A 14,365-nucleotide genomic window follows, 5' to 3' on the forward strand; every position below is an offset into this window, starting at 1 on the left:
CTTTTCCTGTTCAATGCCTGGGACTGCAGCAGCCACGGGCGGCTGTGACCTGCCGCCCGGCTGTCGAGCATTTATGAGCGCGTGATTGGCTCACTTTTTAATAGGCGTAACCAGCGGCGTTTTATCGGTGTCGAGGACAAACACGGCCAACAGGCGTGCGGGTTCGGTGTCGCTGGCGTTGGCGCTGACTTCGTGCACGGAGCCCGGCTCCTCTACGAAGTTTTCGCCGACCTTGTAGATCTTTTCCGGCTCGCCTTTGATTTTGATGCGAAATGAGCCTTCCAGGACCGTTGCATAAATGAAGGCCGTTTTCGGGTGGGTGTGGGACGGCGACGCGGCGCCCGGCCCATACTCGACGACGACGCCCTTCATGCTCTTGCCAGGGATGTTGGGAATGGGACGGTCAAACACGACCGTCACCTTGCCGGCGGGCGGCTCAGCGGCTGACACTGCGCTGATCGAGAGCGCTGCGAAGGCAGCGGCTAATAAAAATCGAGTCACCATGACATTGCTCCTTCGTGGGTTGGGCGGTGATGGCGCGAATCGTTACCGGGCCGTCGACTGAGCGAGCCAGTCTTCGAAGCGGATTGTGCCCAGGCGCGCGTTCTTGCCGGCGGTCAGCGATTGATCATCGAGCACAGCGCCGTAGTAGCGCGCATGCACGTCCGGTACGACCTTGCGGGTGTCTTGAGTGGCCCGCAGAAAACGCCTGACCAGCTCGTCGAGCGGCATGGCCTCGGGCCCGGCGACTTCGACCGTGCCATTGATTGGCGCTGCCAGCGCGACATCGGTTAACGCCGCCACCACGTCGTCGGACGCCATCGGCTGGATCAGCGCCGGCGACAGGCAAATCTCCTCGCCGACGGTGGCCGACTGCGCGATGCCGCCGACAAACTCGAAGAACTGCGTGGCACGCAGGAGGGTGTAAGGAATGCCGGACGCCTTGATCAGGTTTTCCTGCGCGACCTTGGCCCGGAAATAGCCGTTCTCGGGAAGCCGTTCGCTACCGACGATCGACAGGGCAACGTGATGACGAACACCGGCGGCAGCTTCCGCAGCCAGCAAGTTACGGCTCGACGTTTCGAAGAAATCGAGGACCGCCTGGTCTTCCCACGACGGCGCGTTCGCCACGTCGACGACAACCTCAGCGCCATCCATTGCTTGGGCCAGACCTTCGCGAGTGATGCTGTTCACGCCCGTACTGGGCGCGGCGGCGAGCACGTCATGACCGCGCTCGCGCAGGTTCTGCACAAGTTTCGATCCAATGAGGCCGGTGCCTCCGATGACGACGATCTTCATGGGTTCTCTTCCTTCGCTTCTCGACGGCAACCATTGCTGTCGACGTAGAAAGAGAGTGCGCGCGCGCGTGAGGGAAGTCCTTGTGCCGGCCTTGAGTTTGCCTTCAGGCAAGCTTGGTTTTTTGTCCAATGGACGGGCATCGCCTGCGGACGGTGCAGCGGATCAAACGCTGCCGTATTATCGACACCTCGTACTTATCGCTAGCTCTGACACGGAGTCGAGGGCGCTCGACCAGGGGATACACGCCTTGCCATTCGTGTTTGAAAACTACGTGCTCGATCAGGAGCGCCGGGAACTGACCTTGCGCGGGCAAGTCGTGGCCGTCGGTCCACAGGCCTTCGATCTATTGCTGCAGCTCGTCAACAACCGCGATCGCGTCGTCAGCAAGGACGACCTGCTCAAGGCGGTGTGGAACGGCCGGATCGTCTCGGAATCGACGATCACCAGCCACATCAATGCGGTGCGCAAGGCCATCGGCGATAGCGGCGAGGAACAGCGATTGGTGCGCACGGTCGCCCGCAAAGGCTACCGCTTCGTCGGCGAGATCACGGTCGGCGAGATCGACGGAGCACGACAGCCTGACGGGCCTGGCACCGGCGAAATCGCGTCCGTGGAGTCGAAGCAAGCACCGCCCTCCTCGCTCGTCCTCCCGGACAAACCCTCCATTACCGTCCTGCCCTTCCACAACCTGAGCGGCGACCCGGAGCAGGAGTATTTCGCCGACGGCATGGTCGAGGACATCATCGCCGCCCTGTCGCGTATCCGCTGGCTGTTCGTCATCGCCCGCAATTCGAGCTTCACCTACAAGGGCCGCGCGGTGGACGTCAAAGGCGTCGGCCAGGAACTCGGCGTGCGCTACGTGCTGGAAGGCAGCGTGCGCAAATCCGGAAACAAGGTACGCATCACCGGGCAGCTCATCGACGCCACAAACGGGACGCACATCTGGGCAGAGCGCTTTGAAGGCCTGCTCGACGACATCTTCGAGCTGCAGGATCAAATCGCCGAAAGCGTCGTCGGCGCCATCTCGCCGCAGCTGGAACGGGCGGAAATCGAACGCGCCAAGCGTAAACCGACGGATAGCCTGGACGCCTACGATTATTACCTGCGCGGCATGGCAAAACTGCACAGCGGCACCCGGGAAGCCGTCGAGGTAGCGCTGCCGATGTTCTACAAGGCCATCGAGCTCGACCCGGAATTTGCGTCGGCCTATGGCATGGCAGCCTGGTGTCATTTCTGGCGCAAGTTGAATGGCTGGATGAGCGATCGGACTCGAGAGATCGCCGAAGGCATACGGCTTGCGCGCCTGGCGGTGACACTCGGCCGGGATGATGCAGTGGCGCTGACGCGAGGCGGACATGCGCTGGCCCATCTCGCCGGCGATGTCGATGGCGGCATTGCCCTGCTCGACAGGGCGCGCCTGCTCAATCCCAACCTCGCCCCCGCCTGGTACCTGGGCGGTATCCTGCGCGCACTGCGCGGTGAAACAGACGAAGCGATTGAGAATTTGACCCATGCCGTTCGCTTGAGTCCGCTGGATCCGGAAATGTTCCGGATGCAGGTGGGAATGGCCCTCGCTAATTTCTTCGCAGGGCACTTCGATGCCGCCTCGGCCTGGGCGGAGAAAGCGCTGGGGAACCTGCCCACCCTCCTGCCCTCCGTTGCCCTGATGGCGGCCAGTCATGCGCTCAGCGGACGAATGGACAAAGCGAAGCAGGCGATACAGCGCCTGCACGAGCTGGAACCCTCGTTGCGCGTCTCCAACCTGAAGGACTGGCTGCCCATCCAACGGCCCGAGGACCTATCGCGCTTCGCGGACGGACTGCGACTGGCCGGTTTGCCCGAGTGACCGCGGCCGATTGCAGCGTTAAAATCCGACACGTTTGATTCACATTTTTAAGGATGACCTCGGTATGTCCAGGCTCGATACCTCCCTGCAAGACACCGCCGCACCGGAAGGCGTTTGTTACGGCTGCGGCAGCAGCAATCCGCACGGGCTTCACATCAAGAGCGTCTGGCATGAGGACGGCGTGCATGTCATCGCCGAGCACTTGCCTGATGCCAAGTATTGCGGCTGGCCGGACCTGGTTTACGGCGGGCTGATAGCGATGCTGGTTGACTGCCATTCAAACTGGACCGCGATGGCTTACCACTACCGCACGGAACACCGCGAAGTCGGGAGCCTCCCCCGCATCAATTGCGTCACTGGCAACCTTGGCATCAAGTTCATCAAGCCGACACCAATGGGTGTCCCGCTGAACCTGCGTGCGAAAGTCGAAGGTGAAGTCGGCCGCAAAACTCGCGTTATCTGCGAGGTTTATGCGGGGGATGTGCTGACGGCTATTGGTGATTCCGTTTTTGTTCGTGTAGATACCGAGCAACTGGCTGCGGTTGCTCATAGTCGGTAGTTGCTTGCATCCAGGCACCAGCCATTGGCGGTTTCACCATCAAGTTATGGTTCAAACGGACAGCACACCGGGGCTGGGAATCGAGGTGGCCACCTGTAACGAATTTTTCGGCCTTTGGAATCGGGGAATGTTCGAGAAGCAGCGCCTGGGACAAGCCCTCTTTAACTATTTCCGCCAGCATCGCCTCACCGACCAAACGTCCTTGTTTGGCCTCTATGCGGCTGACGGGAAGAAAGCCTTGGTCACGACTTCACGCCTGTTTCAGATCAAATAGTCTCTCTTCCTGAAGGGCTGGAATCGGCCAGAAGCAGCCCTTCGAGGCTAACCGCATTTGGCTCTTCGTCCACCACTGATATGGAGGAGCTATTCTTGGAAAACCGTTCAGGGTGACTCTCCGTATGCTCCAGATTTATTAGTCTGCTGTTCTTCCTGTTTTCACCGTCGCGTGAAAAACTGCGCGCTCTTTGCCGCTCACTTTTTGTCTGTTTTGATGGAACTGCCGATGGACATCATGGATACCAAGCAAGAAAACACCCTCGAAAAATCACTCAGGCTGGCGGCGGATGAACCGGCCCATCGACCTGACTTTTTCAAGACTCTGTTGAATTCCACTATCTATGTCCTTGGCACTGCCGGTACTGGCGAAGGTCAAGTCAACCTCGAGGCTGGTAGCAACATCAGCATCGCGCATTGGCAAAAGCCTGACGGCTCCGCTGTCATCCCGTTTTTTTCTTCGTTGCAAACACTACAAAGATCCATAGATAGCGAAGAGTCCTACGTAGAGATCCCGGCCAGATCGCTGTTTGAAATCACACTGGGTACCCCTCTTTTCCTCAATCCAAAGTCTCCTTATGGGAAAGAGTTTTTCCCGGAGGAAGTGCGCCATCTGCTCTCCGACGAGATCGGCCAAAAGCCGGTGCAGCGCACGGTCGAAAAAGACACCAAAGTGCTGCTCGGACAGCCGTCGCAATATCCGTCGAAGATGGTCAACTCGCTCACACAATTACTCGCCAAACATCGCAACGTAAAGCGTGCATTTCTGGCGTTGATGCATGACGCATCGTCTGATCAAAAGCCTTATCTGATCATTGGTATTGAAGCGGACGGAGATATTGAACTGGTCATGCGCGAAGCCGGTAACGTTGCCGGGGATACCGCTCCGGATGGCGAACCCGTTGACCTCTATCGCGTTCACGAAGGGGAATCAGGCCTTAGCGATTACTTCCTCAAGCAAACCGCACCCTTCTATGAACGGAAGTCGGCAGGCTGGCTGCGTTCATTGTTCGGCTTTGGCAAAGCGTGACAAAGATCAAAGTCGTGCTAACCGCCGAGCAGGCCTGCGAAATCGTGCTTGGCCTGTTTGACGACGTCATGAGAGATGGCAAACCTGAGCGTTTTGTCATTCAGTCATGTGAGCTTTCCGCCAACGGCCTTTACTGGCCGATAGCAGTCTCACGCAAAAGGGGCGTAACGGTCCTAGGAAGACCATAAAAATTCCTACACAAACCTCGGAATCCCTCACCTTTCCCACCGTTCTGATGAGGCCTATAGTCCATCTCGTCGCCCAAAATGGCGATTTCGGGTTTGGCGACCCGAGATATGAGTGCGAGGGCCGTCTGCTCATTTGCAGGCGTCGTCGCAGCCGCAAAACCACTGTACTATGGCGGTTGTGCGCGGGAGACCTTCGGGTCTGCCGGTTACTCATTCCCGGTTCGCCAACCTGCGCGCAACTGCCACCCCATCGTTTGGCGACGATCTGTTGGCGGTCTCAACAAACTGAATGAGATCTCCCCCTATGGAAAGATACATGCCCCTCACCGGAATCGACCTGATCCCGGCCTCCCTGCTCATCGATACCCAAGCCCCACTCGACGTCCTGCAAGCCATGGCCGATTACCGCATCCGAACGGTCACTCAGGTACTGGAAAACATCGCCTACCGCGCCGAACTCGGTTGTGACACGGTAGTGCTGTCGGACTTCTCCAAACTGCTGGCCATTCCGTTACGCGACGGCTGTGACTTGATGGACGTGATCGGCCGACGCTTGCGGGCTCAAGCAGCGGGATAAACGAAAACGGGCGTCATGACGGCGCCCGTTTTTTGTGTCCGCAAACAAAGAGGTGCGCCGGCATTTGATCAGACTTGCTAGCTCCGAGCGAAATCAAGGATTGTGTGCGCAAATGGCAGAAGCGGAGGTTATCGCACGGTCAACTGCTCAATGGCCGAAAATCCATCGTTCCACAGTTTGGATGAACTCAAAATGGGACAAATGACTGAACAATTGATCGACGTTCTGGATCAGCTCGCCATCGTACTTGAAAGCGATGGAGCCACTGACTGGAGCCAGTGGATGAGCAAAGCCAAGGCACACTTGATGAACTCTGATTACTACGGGGTTGAATACTTGTTGTCAGCCTTTGGCGGAATGGGCTCGTTCAATGACCTGATCCTTGGGCAACACCACGTCGATGGTGTTTGGGCCTGGAAGCCCGGGCATGTCGAGTTGAACACAAGATTTGATGCGTTACGCAGCGAAGCCGCAGCGCTCGCCAGTGCCATAAAACGTACGCAGCAAAATTGATCTGTCCCCATTTAATTCCTGCAATCTGATATGGAGAGCCTGTCGCTTTGAATTACGGACAAGACGTCACTGTTGTAGAAGCCTTTCAAAAGCTTGCACGCAGTATTGACATTGAGTTTCCAGAACGCCTCGCCACGCTCATGGGGATAGCACATACGCCTCCAGCAACGGCAGCACTCAGTAGCCTTGAAGATTTTCTATGGCTTGATGCCGAGGAGGCCGAGCGAGAAATCAATGAGTGGCTCAATCATGATGATCAACAAGGTCGAACCTTTCTTCCCTTTGCGACTACTGGCGGTGGAGAGCCTTACTGCGTGGTACGTTTGGAAAACGGCGCTTCGGGGATTGCCCGGATAGTTCATTTTGCACAGCCATCTTCACTCGCCCATGCCGATATCTCGTCATTCGTGGCCAGGGAATACGTGCGCATTGCCACAAATCTGTCCTGGCTATCACCTCAAGCGGACTTCAGTGCAGCACTGATAGGTGAAGTGGCATTGATCCAGGCAGCGTTACTACCCTCAGACTATGAACTTCTTAAGGATTTGTTCAGCCGGCAATGCGTTGACAAGAGCTACAAGGCTGGGCCAAAAAGTATCCCGAAAATTGTCAAAGCCTTCATTTCTCAAGAAGAAGAGGAAGCGTTAGCTGCCAGGCTGCACCATCCAGACGCCATCGAGTTCGAAGCTCTTCGTGCCTGGATGCGCTAATTGTCTATCTTGTGTTCGGACCTAAAAATGGGCAAGTTTTGGCCAATGTTTGTCTGCCATGAATGACCGGGATGGGCGTAACAGAGAAATCAGACTGGGCCGGGTAAGCAGCAAGTCTTTCGGGTCGATCCCCTGCAACGTGACGCTACCTGCCTGCAGCAGGTGAATATGACCGCGCTGGTCAGCGCCATCGTATGACGCCATGCCGCAAAGATTGCCGTTGTAGAACAGGTTCGCGCGCACGCCGAACTGCGACAACAACGTAGACAAACGATCCATAGGCAACCTCCGGCGCTTTCGAGCATCACTGACAACACCCCGCCCCAACCCGACAAAAACACGAGGCTTTGATTTCCACATCCGCCCGGGCCATGGCCAGAGCAAGGCGCGTCTGGGCGGCAGCCGCTTCGGCATCCTGGCCCAGCCGTTTCAGGCATTCCACATAACCGTGCAGGCTCCACACATTGTCCAGATGCCAGGACGCACGGCTAAGTGTGTTGTCCAGGCCCAGATCGGCTCGATAGGCCTGCAACGCTTCTTCTACCCGGCCCTGCTCCAGAAGCAACGCGCCCAGTGCATGCCTGACCGGTTGCATCCAGCCCCATGGTTCGTCGTAAGGCAGGTTGTCATCCAGAGACAGTGCCTGGCGCAAGTGGGCGAAGGCGTCGTCGTAATTGCCCTTACGGTACTCGATTTCCCCCCGCAGCATGCCTGCGGCAACCGCCAGAATGTCGGTGCATTTATTGTTGAAGACGTAGCGTGTGTCCGGCACTCGGGTCCAGGCGTCGAGGAATAGACGCTGTTCGGCTTCTGCGGCGGCGATATACCCGGTGGCCGCATGCGCCACGCCTCTGGCGTAATGCAGCATCGCCGTGGTCACGCAGTACAGCGCCTGATCGTTCGGCAGCGGCGTGGCGAGGATGTCCTGCCATTTGCCGAAGCGGATCTGCACGTGGACCTTCATCGACACGAAGCCTTCCAGCCAATCGGCCATGGGCGGCTGCTCCACGCGCAGCAGTTCTTCCCTGATGGTCGACATCAACTGATCGGCGGCTTCCAGGGCCGGTTGGTATTGCCCGAGGAACATCGCCGAATAGAGTTTGAAGTGGTAGTTGTGGCATCGATACAAGGTGTAGAAGTTCAGTGGCCCTTCCTGTTCGAGGTATTTGCTGTCGGCCAGAATCGCCCGGCTGTTGGTGACCATGGCCCCACGGTAATCACCGCAGAGTACGTCGATGTGCGACGGCATATGGCGCAAATGCCCCGCATCCGGCACCAGGTCACGCAGGACATCGCCGGCGCGCAATGCCCGTTCCGGGTAGGGCGACATTTCCAGGGTGTGGACGTACATGTGCAGCACGCCGGGGTGCGGCGCATTGCCGTGCTGTTCCATCCGCCGTAGCGCCCGTTCCAGCACGTCTACCGTTTCAAGCGTGTCGGCGCCCGGTGCCGGTTTACCGGTTTTCAGGTCCCACAATTGCCAGGGTGTGCGGTCGATCATCGCCTCGGCAAACAGCGCAACCACATCGGGATCTTCGGGAAAGGCTTTGTAGACCTCACGCATGGACGCGGCGTAGGCATCGTTCCAGGCGAAGAGTTGGTCGAGGCTGCTGGCCTGATCGGCCTGGTAGCGTTGTTCCAGCGTGCGGATCAGCGCCTGTTCCACCGGGGTTGCGCCGTCGATATGCGCCAGCGCGGTTTGCGTCGCCCGTCGCGCCTGAGCCACGGCCTCATTCAATTCCTGTTCGATGAAGGCATCCCAACGCTTGTTGTAGTTGGGGCCCGAAGCGTAAGCGATGCCCCAGTAGGCCATCGCACAATCGCGATCGTGTTCGAGCGCCTTGTGGAAACAGCGTATGGATTCGTCGTGGTTGTAGCCGTAGCACCAAACCAAGCCACGATCGAACCAGCGCTGGGCCTGCGGCGAGTGGGTCGTCACCGGGCGGCTGTAGGTGCCCAAATCGTAATAGTCGTGCATCGCTTTATCCTCTCGACCAGAGCAGGGAACCTCGCAGGCAATCCTTGCGGACCTGACGAGCCTCGACAGTTCAAGAGGTCCAGCATACCCCCGCGGTTCTGGCTGAGCGGCAGAGCCGACGACAGGAGGATCATTGCCGGCATCGATAGTCACCATCAATTCAATGAAGTTCTCATAAAAAATCCGCGGCGTAACATCAGCCCCAGACCCAACAACTACACCCCGGAGCACACCATCATGAAACGCCAAATCCTCCTCAGCATCGCTTTCTCGGTTTTTGCAGTTAACGCTTTCGCCGCTACCTCTGCTCACCCGGTTGTCGCTGAAGGCGGCTCGGATCGTCTGATCGAAAGCCGTGTGGCCGAGGGTGGTTCGGATCGTCTGATCGAAAATCGCGTCGCTGAAGGTGGTTCGGATCGTCTGATCGAGAATCGCGTTGCTGAAGGTGGTTCGGATCGTCTGATCGAAAACCGCGTTGCTGAAGGTGGTTCGGATCGTCTGATCGAAAACCGCGTTGCTGAAGGTGGTTCGGATCGTCTGATTGAAAGTCGCGTCGCTGAAGGTGGCTCGGATCGCCTGATCGAAAACCGCGTTGCTGAAGGTGGTTCGGATCGCTTGATCGAGAACCGCGTCGCTGAAGGTGGCTCCGACCGTCTGATCGAAAACCGCGCGGCATAAATGAATAGTTTTACCGAAGCACTCAACGAAAAGCCCGGCCTGACAAGCCGGGCTTTTTCGTGCACAAAATAAATCGATCCCTGCTTAATGCCTCCGCCGCACCTGTGATACATAACACCTGATTGTGAGTCCTGTACCCAATGAGGTTTGCCGATGCCCCGTTCCCCACATTTACCGCAACTGCTGATCTGCGCTGTCCTCGGTTTACTTGCCAACAGCGCACAGGCCAGTGCGCCCTCCCCGGCGCCCGATAGCTTGCAACCGCTGCTGGTGACGTTGAACGAGCGCCTGAGCATTGCTGATCTTGTGGCGCTGACCAAGTGGGACAGTGGCAAACCGATCCAGGACAGTGCCCGGGAAGCGCAGGTCATCGCCAACGCCAGGAAGCTGGCCGTCGAGCGCAAACTGGACCCGGACGAAGTAGCCGAGTTGATCGCCGCACAAATTGAAGCCAACAAGCTGGTGCAGTACGGGCTGGTGGCTCAATGGCGAGCGGCCGGCAAGGCGCCAGACACGCCGCGGCCAGACCTCGCCAATCAAATCCGGCCACAGCTCGATGAACTGCAAAACCGCCTGTTGCAGCAATACGCTGCCTTCGCGCCCTATCGCAAAGACCCGCAATGCGTGAACTGGCTAGCCAAAGAACGATCCCGCCTGGTCAACGACGGTCTGCATGGTCAGGCACTGATACGCGCCACCGGTGAACTGTGTGTCGCTGCTCAGTGACTTTAAATATGGTCTTTAAAAAGAAGCCCGGCCTGATCAGCCGGGCTTCTTCTTTTTTGTGAGCTACTTTTAGTGCATCCGCAGGGTCGCAAGTCGGCCTTGGCGGCACTATTGAATCTCACATGGCCAACCATCGGAGTTGAAATGTCTGAACTGAACCTGCATCCCAAAGCCGCAGAATCCCTGAACCAATGGCACGACATGATCAGCAAGAGAGACTTGAGCGCCTTGTCCGATTTGCTGGACCCACAGGCGATTTTCCGTTCCCCGATGGCTCACACGCCTTACCCGGGTGCAGCCGTAGTCTCGATGATTCTCAACACGGTGCTCGAGGTATTCGAGGATTTTGTCTACCACCGGGAACTGGCGACCGCAGACGGGTTGAGCGTCGTCCTGGAGTTCAGCGCCAACGTTAGCGGAAAAGCGTTAAAGGGCATCGACATGATCCGGTTCAACGAACAAGGAAAAATCGTTGAGTTTGAGGTGATGGTCCGCCCTTGAGTGGCCTGCAAGCCTTGGGCGAGCAAATGGGGCAACGCCTTGGCGCTTACCTGGCGGCCAGCAAAGCCTGAAGACGTTGCATCGCCGTGGACGATGCCTCTGTTCCCGGCTTGGTGTTAAATAGAGCGCGAAAAGCAGCGCAACGAGAACACCGATGATTACCCATTTTGAGATTAATGATGTCCCTGAGCCCAACATTCATCGTGTCGCCCATCAGCAGACGGTGGTAACAGCATGATCGAGGTCACCGAAGTTTCCATTGCCGAACTGCGGGCTGCGCTCGAATCGGGTCGAACCACTGCGGTTGAGCTGGTCCAGGCCTATCTCGCCAGGATCGATGCCTACGACGGTCCCGACACGCCCACCGCCCTCAACGCGGTGGTGGTTCGAAACCCCGAGGCGCTGAACGAGGCGCAGGCGTCCGATGCTCGTCGGGCCAAGGGCAAGACGCTGGGTCCGCTCGATGGCATTCCTTATACGGCCAAGGACAGTTACCTGGTGAAGGGGCTCACCGCCGCCTCCGGCAGTCCCGCCTTCGCGAACCTGATCGCCTATCGCGATGCGTTCACCATCGAACGGCTTCGCGCTGCTGGCGCAATCTGCCTAGGCAAAACCAACATGCCGCCCATGGCAAACGGCGGCATGCAGCGCGGGGTCTACGGTCGTGCGGAAAGCCCGTACAACGCTGACTATCTCACCGCTCCCTTCGCCTCGGGTTCATCGAACGGCGCCGGTACGGCAACGGCCGCCAGCTTCGCGGCATTCGGTCTCGCGGAAGAAACCTGGTCGAGCGGACGCGGCCCTGCCTCGAACAATGGTCTGTGCGCCTACACGCCTTCGCGCGGGGTGATTTCGGTGCGCGGCAACTGGCCGTTGACGCCGACGATGGACGTTGTCGTGCCGTTTGCCAGAACCATGGCCGACCTGCTCGAAGTGCTCGACGTGGTGGTGGCCGATGATCCCGACACCCGTGGCGATCTGTGGCGGATGCAACCCTGGGTGCCGATTCCGAGTGTCGCCTCGGTGCGCCCCGCGTCCTATGCCGAATTGGCGGTGAAGCCCGATGCTCTGGCAGGAAAGCGCTTCGGCGTGCCGCGCATGTACATCAACGCGGATCCCGAAGCGGGCACGAGCGATGCGCCTGGCATCGGTGGTCCGACGGGGCAGCGAATCATCACCCGCCCTTCCGTGATCGGGCTCTGGGAAGAGGCCCGCAAGGCACTCGAAGCCGCTGGCGCCGAAGTCATCGAAGTCGATTTCCCGCTGGTCTCCAATTGCGAAGGTGATCGCCCGGGTGCGCCGACCGTGTTTACCCGGGGCCTGGTGTCCAAAGAGTTCCTGCATCATGAATTGTGGGACCTGTCGGCCTGGGCGTTCGATGATTTTCTGCGAGCCAATGGCGATCCCAAGTTGAACCGCCTGGCCGATGTCGACGGACCGCTGATTTTTCCCCACGATCCGGGCACGCTCCCCAACCGAGAGGACGACCTTGCCGCAGGCATGGACGAGTACGTGAAGATGGCCGAACGCGGCATCACCCCGTGGGACCAGATCACCACGCTGCCGGATGGGCTGCGCGGACTTGAACAGACGCGTCGGATCGATCTTGAGATCTGGATGGATCGGTTGAGGCTCGATGCGGTGCTGTTTCCGACGGTGGCCGACGTGGGGCCGGCGAATGCCGATGTCGATCCGAAATCTGCGGATATCGCGTGGAGCAACGGCGTCTGGGTCGCCAACGGCAACCTCGCCATCCGGCATTTGGGCGTCCCCACGGTCACCGTGCCGATGGGCGTCATGCCGGACATCGGCATGCCCGTCGGGCTCACGTTTGCCGGTCGCGCCTATGACGATTCGACGCTGCTGCGCCTGGCTTCGGCGTTCGAGTCGATCGGTTCAAAACGAATGATTCCGCCTCGCACCCCTCCCTTGCCGGTTGGCCAACAATAGAAAGGGCGGGATTGGAGTGTTACACGCCCCAATCCCGTCCAATGGTTGAACGTCTGACGGGAATCTTGCGGGCGATGTCGACAAAGGGCGTGACGATCAGGCTATAGAGCGTCAGGTAACGGTCTTGGTCCTGTTTGCCGGTGCCGAACTGGATAGGCTCGGGCGTCGAGTGCGTGACGTAGAGCGTACCGAACATCCAGTCCCAGAGTGACAGGTTGATACCGAAGTTCTTGTTGAAGTGTCGGGGCGCGTCACTGTGGTGAATCTGGTGCTGCGCCGGGCTGTTCAGCACATGCTCGACCACGGGCCCGAAAGACAGCCAGACATGGCTGTGACGCAAATTGGCCGCCAAGGCATTGAAGATCAGGACCATATAGGTCACGCCGAACAAGGTGTACCGGCTGATCTCCCCGCCGCAGGCGTACCAGAAGACACCGGCAAAAGCGCCGAGGCAGACGATGTCAGCCAGTTTTTCGACCATTTTTTCCACGAAGTGAATCCGGCTTGCCGTCGCCGGCACCAGGACGGACGCGGAATGATGGACTTTGTGAAACGCCCACAGATACCGGGAATGAAAGGCGCGATGGCACCAGTAATGGATGAAGTCTTGCACCAGAAACACGCCGAGCCCGTAGAGCAAGGAAAGTGAGAGGTTCTCCCCCACCTGCGCGCGCGCGCCCCAAAGATTGTTGAAAAACGAGATGTAGTCGCCGGAGCGCAGGACGTATGGATCGACCAGGCCAACAATGGGCAGCACCAGCGCGATCTTCAGGATGCCCCGCACGAAGTAGTACCGGTAATCCAGCAACGCCGAGGGATGAAAATGAACCCGGTGCCCGCCGATGAACTGCCAGAAAGTACGTGAGTCGGTCAGCCCGCGATATTTTCTGAAGCGGTACAGGTTGTAGGCGATGCCGTAGGACACGCAAAGAAACACGATGCTGAAGCGGCCGTTCAGATCGAAAATGCCAAGAAACTGATTCGTGACTGGCTCGATCACCCACTTCAACAGGCTGTCATACAGAAACGCGAGTAAATCCATGAACGGCTGCCCCAGCGCCAAAAGAGAAAAATTGTAAATCAGATCGCAATCAGCGGGTGTTCCGCGCCTGGCGAAAGCCCTATTGCGGCTGAAACGTCTGAAGATACGCCAACAGGTCGTCGATCTTTTCCGGGTCGCTGAGGCCCCAGAAAATCATGCGGGTGCCGGGCACCACTTTTTTTGGCGCTTCAAGGTACGCGGTCAGCGTTTCGCGGGTCCAGACAATACCGGCTGATTTCATCGCATCGGAATATTGGTAATCCGTGGTGCTGCCCGAAGGGCGTCCAAAAACGCCATTGAGCTGCGGCCCGAATGAACCCCGCGCCGACTCCCCAACCTGATGGCAGCCACCGCATATCCGCTTGAACAATGTTGCACCCGCCTCAGCATCGCCGGCCGCTTGTGCCTGCACGCTGAGCCCCCCTGCGTTGAGCATCAGCGCGAAGGTGAGTACGGCGGTTTTCTGCATGTTCTGCTCCCGATCATCTGTGGCTT

At 58.5% G+C, this 14,365-nt stretch carries 16 protein-coding genes and 1 pseudogene; 11 read left to right on the top strand and 6 right to left on the bottom strand.

Annotated features, from left to right (window positions below; translation table 11 throughout):
* Nucleotides 1-90 precede the first annotated feature (90 nt).
* Both BLW70_RS23365 and BLW70_RS23370 read right to left on the bottom strand, forming a co-directional pair.
* Complete coding sequence (locus BLW70_RS23365; protein WP_074878040.1) at nucleotides 91-504, bottom strand: cupin domain-containing protein; 414 nt, start codon at nucleotides 502-504, stop codon at nucleotides 91-93.
* A 42-nt stretch (nucleotides 505-546) separates the two neighbouring features.
* Nucleotides 547-1,299, bottom strand: coding sequence for an SDR family oxidoreductase (locus BLW70_RS23370; RefSeq protein ID WP_074878042.1), 753 nt, complete (start codon nucleotides 1,297-1,299; stop codon nucleotides 547-549).
* A 247-nt stretch (nucleotides 1,300-1,546) separates the two neighbouring features.
* Here BLW70_RS23370 and BLW70_RS23375 point away from each other — a divergent pair, with 247 nt between their 5' ends.
* The 7 genes from BLW70_RS23375 to BLW70_RS23405 all read left to right on the top strand — a co-directional run bounded on the left by BLW70_RS23375 (nucleotide 1,547) and on the right by BLW70_RS23405 (nucleotide 6,995).
* Entirely contained in the window at nucleotides 1,547-3,145 is a 1,599-nt protein-coding gene (locus BLW70_RS23375) for a winged helix-turn-helix domain-containing tetratricopeptide repeat protein (RefSeq protein ID WP_074878044.1), read from the top strand.
* A gap of 64 nt (nucleotides 3,146-3,209) precedes the next feature.
* Entirely contained in the window at nucleotides 3,210-3,704 is a 495-nt protein-coding gene (locus tag BLW70_RS23380; RefSeq protein ID WP_074878046.1) for a PaaI family thioesterase, read from the top strand.
* A 127-nt stretch (nucleotides 3,705-3,831) separates the two neighbouring features.
* A complete protein-coding gene (locus BLW70_RS31200; RefSeq protein ID WP_235865020.1) occupies nucleotides 3,832-3,978 on the top strand; it encodes a hypothetical protein in 147 nt (48 codons plus the stop codon).
* Nucleotides 3,979-4,206: 228 nt separating this feature from the next.
* On the top strand, nucleotides 4,207-5,007 hold the full coding sequence (gene sseB / locus BLW70_RS23390) for an enhanced serine sensitivity protein SseB (protein WP_083383389.1): 801 nt from the start codon (nucleotides 4,207-4,209) through the stop codon (nucleotides 5,005-5,007).
* Nucleotides 5,008-5,499: 492 nt separating this feature from the next.
* Nucleotides 5,500-5,772, top strand: coding sequence for a hypothetical protein (locus BLW70_RS23395; protein ID WP_074878050.1), 273 nt, complete (start codon nucleotides 5,500-5,502; stop codon nucleotides 5,770-5,772).
* 150 nt (nucleotides 5,773-5,922) lie between these two features.
* A complete protein-coding gene (locus tag BLW70_RS23400; RefSeq protein WP_328586407.1) occupies nucleotides 5,923-6,285 on the top strand; it encodes a DUF6966 domain-containing protein in 363 nt (120 codons plus the stop codon).
* Between the two features lie 47 nt (nucleotides 6,286-6,332).
* Nucleotides 6,333-6,995, top strand: coding sequence for a hypothetical protein (locus tag BLW70_RS23405; protein ID WP_074878054.1), 663 nt, complete (start codon nucleotides 6,333-6,335; stop codon nucleotides 6,993-6,995).
* A gap of 21 nt (nucleotides 6,996-7,016) precedes the next feature.
* On the opposite strand, the gene BLW70_RS23410 is transcribed toward BLW70_RS23405, so the two are convergent.
* Together BLW70_RS23410 and BLW70_RS23415 are read right to left on the bottom strand one after the other, a co-directional pair.
* A complete protein-coding gene (locus tag BLW70_RS23410; RefSeq protein WP_328586408.1) occupies nucleotides 7,017-7,274 on the bottom strand; it encodes a cupin domain-containing protein in 258 nt (85 codons plus the stop codon).
* A 25-nt stretch (nucleotides 7,275-7,299) separates the two neighbouring features.
* Nucleotides 7,300-8,973, bottom strand: coding sequence for a tetratricopeptide repeat protein (locus BLW70_RS23415; RefSeq protein ID WP_074878056.1), 1,674 nt, complete (start codon nucleotides 8,971-8,973; stop codon nucleotides 7,300-7,302).
* Nucleotides 8,974-9,210: 237 nt separating this feature from the next.
* Here BLW70_RS23415 and BLW70_RS23420 point away from each other — a divergent pair, with 237 nt between their 5' ends.
* From BLW70_RS23420 to BLW70_RS23435, 4 genes and pseudogenes are all read left to right on the top strand, one after another.
* On the top strand, nucleotides 9,211-9,651 hold the full coding sequence (locus BLW70_RS23420) for a phage infection protein (RefSeq protein ID WP_074878058.1): 441 nt from the start codon (nucleotides 9,211-9,213) through the stop codon (nucleotides 9,649-9,651).
* Between the two features lie 153 nt (nucleotides 9,652-9,804).
* Entirely contained in the window at nucleotides 9,805-10,377 is a 573-nt protein-coding gene (locus tag BLW70_RS23425) for a chorismate mutase (protein WP_074878060.1), read from the top strand.
* A gap of 144 nt (nucleotides 10,378-10,521) precedes the next feature.
* Nucleotides 10,522-10,949, top strand: a pseudogene (locus BLW70_RS23430) (nuclear transport factor 2 family protein).
* A 163-nt stretch (nucleotides 10,950-11,112) separates the two neighbouring features.
* Nucleotides 11,113-12,828, top strand: coding sequence for an amidase (locus BLW70_RS23435; protein ID WP_074878062.1), 1,716 nt, complete (start codon nucleotides 11,113-11,115; stop codon nucleotides 12,826-12,828).
* 19 nt (nucleotides 12,829-12,847) lie between these two features.
* On the opposite strand, the gene BLW70_RS23440 is transcribed toward BLW70_RS23435, so the two are convergent.
* Nucleotides 12,848-13,870: a sterol desaturase family protein gene (locus tag BLW70_RS23440; RefSeq protein WP_074878064.1), complete on the bottom strand. Its 1,023-nt coding sequence runs from the start codon at nucleotides 13,868-13,870 to the stop codon at nucleotides 12,848-12,850.
* Between the two features lie 79 nt (nucleotides 13,871-13,949).
* Nucleotides 13,950-14,339 (bottom strand): c-type cytochrome, encoded by a 390-nt coding sequence (locus BLW70_RS23445; protein WP_074878066.1) that lies wholly within the window; start codon nucleotides 14,337-14,339, stop codon nucleotides 13,950-13,952.
* Between the last annotated feature and the right edge of the window lie 26 nt (nucleotides 14,340-14,365).

Source organism: Pseudomonas frederiksbergensis (genome assembly GCF_900105495.1).
Classification (GTDB): Bacteria; Pseudomonadota; Gammaproteobacteria; order Pseudomonadales; family Pseudomonadaceae; genus Aquipseudomonas; species Aquipseudomonas frederiksbergensis.

What these genes read in the sequence shown, in the direction of transcription:
- BLW70_RS23415 (WP_074878056.1), bottom strand. Translation starts at nt 8,973, where the DNA reads ATGCACGACTATTACGATTTGGGCACCTACAGCCGCCCGGTGACGACC.
- BLW70_RS23425 (WP_074878060.1), top strand. Translation starts at nt 9,805, where the DNA reads ATGCCCCGTTCCCCACATTTACCGCAACTGCTGATCTGCGCTGTCCTC.
- BLW70_RS23410 (WP_328586408.1), bottom strand. Translation starts at nt 7,274, where the DNA reads ATGGATCGTTTGTCTACGTTGTTGTCGCAGTTCGGCGTGCGCGCGAAC.
- BLW70_RS23380 (WP_074878046.1), top strand. Translation starts at nt 3,210, where the DNA reads ATGTCCAGGCTCGATACCTCCCTGCAAGACACCGCCGCACCGGAAGGC.
- BLW70_RS23440 (WP_074878064.1), bottom strand. Translation starts at nt 13,870, where the DNA reads ATGGATTTACTCGCGTTTCTGTATGACAGCCTGTTGAAGTGGGTGATC.
- BLW70_RS23370 (WP_074878042.1), bottom strand. Translation starts at nt 1,299, where the DNA reads ATGAAGATCGTCGTCATCGGAGGCACCGGCCTCATTGGATCGAAACTT.
- BLW70_RS23365 (WP_074878040.1), bottom strand. Translation starts at nt 504, where the DNA reads ATGGTGACTCGATTTTTATTAGCCGCTGCCTTCGCAGCGCTCTCGATC.
- BLW70_RS23420 (WP_074878058.1), top strand. Translation starts at nt 9,211, where the DNA reads ATGAAACGCCAAATCCTCCTCAGCATCGCTTTCTCGGTTTTTGCAGTT.
- BLW70_RS23395 (WP_074878050.1), top strand. Translation starts at nt 5,500, where the DNA reads ATGGAAAGATACATGCCCCTCACCGGAATCGACCTGATCCCGGCCTCC.
- BLW70_RS23435 (WP_074878062.1), top strand. Translation starts at nt 11,113, where the DNA reads ATGATCGAGGTCACCGAAGTTTCCATTGCCGAACTGCGGGCTGCGCTC.
- BLW70_RS23445 (WP_074878066.1), bottom strand. Translation starts at nt 14,339, where the DNA reads ATGCAGAAAACCGCCGTACTCACCTTCGCGCTGATGCTCAACGCAGGG.
- sseB (WP_083383389.1), top strand. Translation starts at nt 4,207, where the DNA reads ATGGACATCATGGATACCAAGCAAGAAAACACCCTCGAAAAATCACTC.
- BLW70_RS23400 (WP_328586407.1), top strand. Translation starts at nt 5,923, where the DNA reads ATGGCCGAAAATCCATCGTTCCACAGTTTGGATGAACTCAAAATGGGA.
- BLW70_RS31200 (WP_235865020.1), top strand. Translation starts at nt 3,832, where the DNA reads ATGTTCGAGAAGCAGCGCCTGGGACAAGCCCTCTTTAACTATTTCCGC.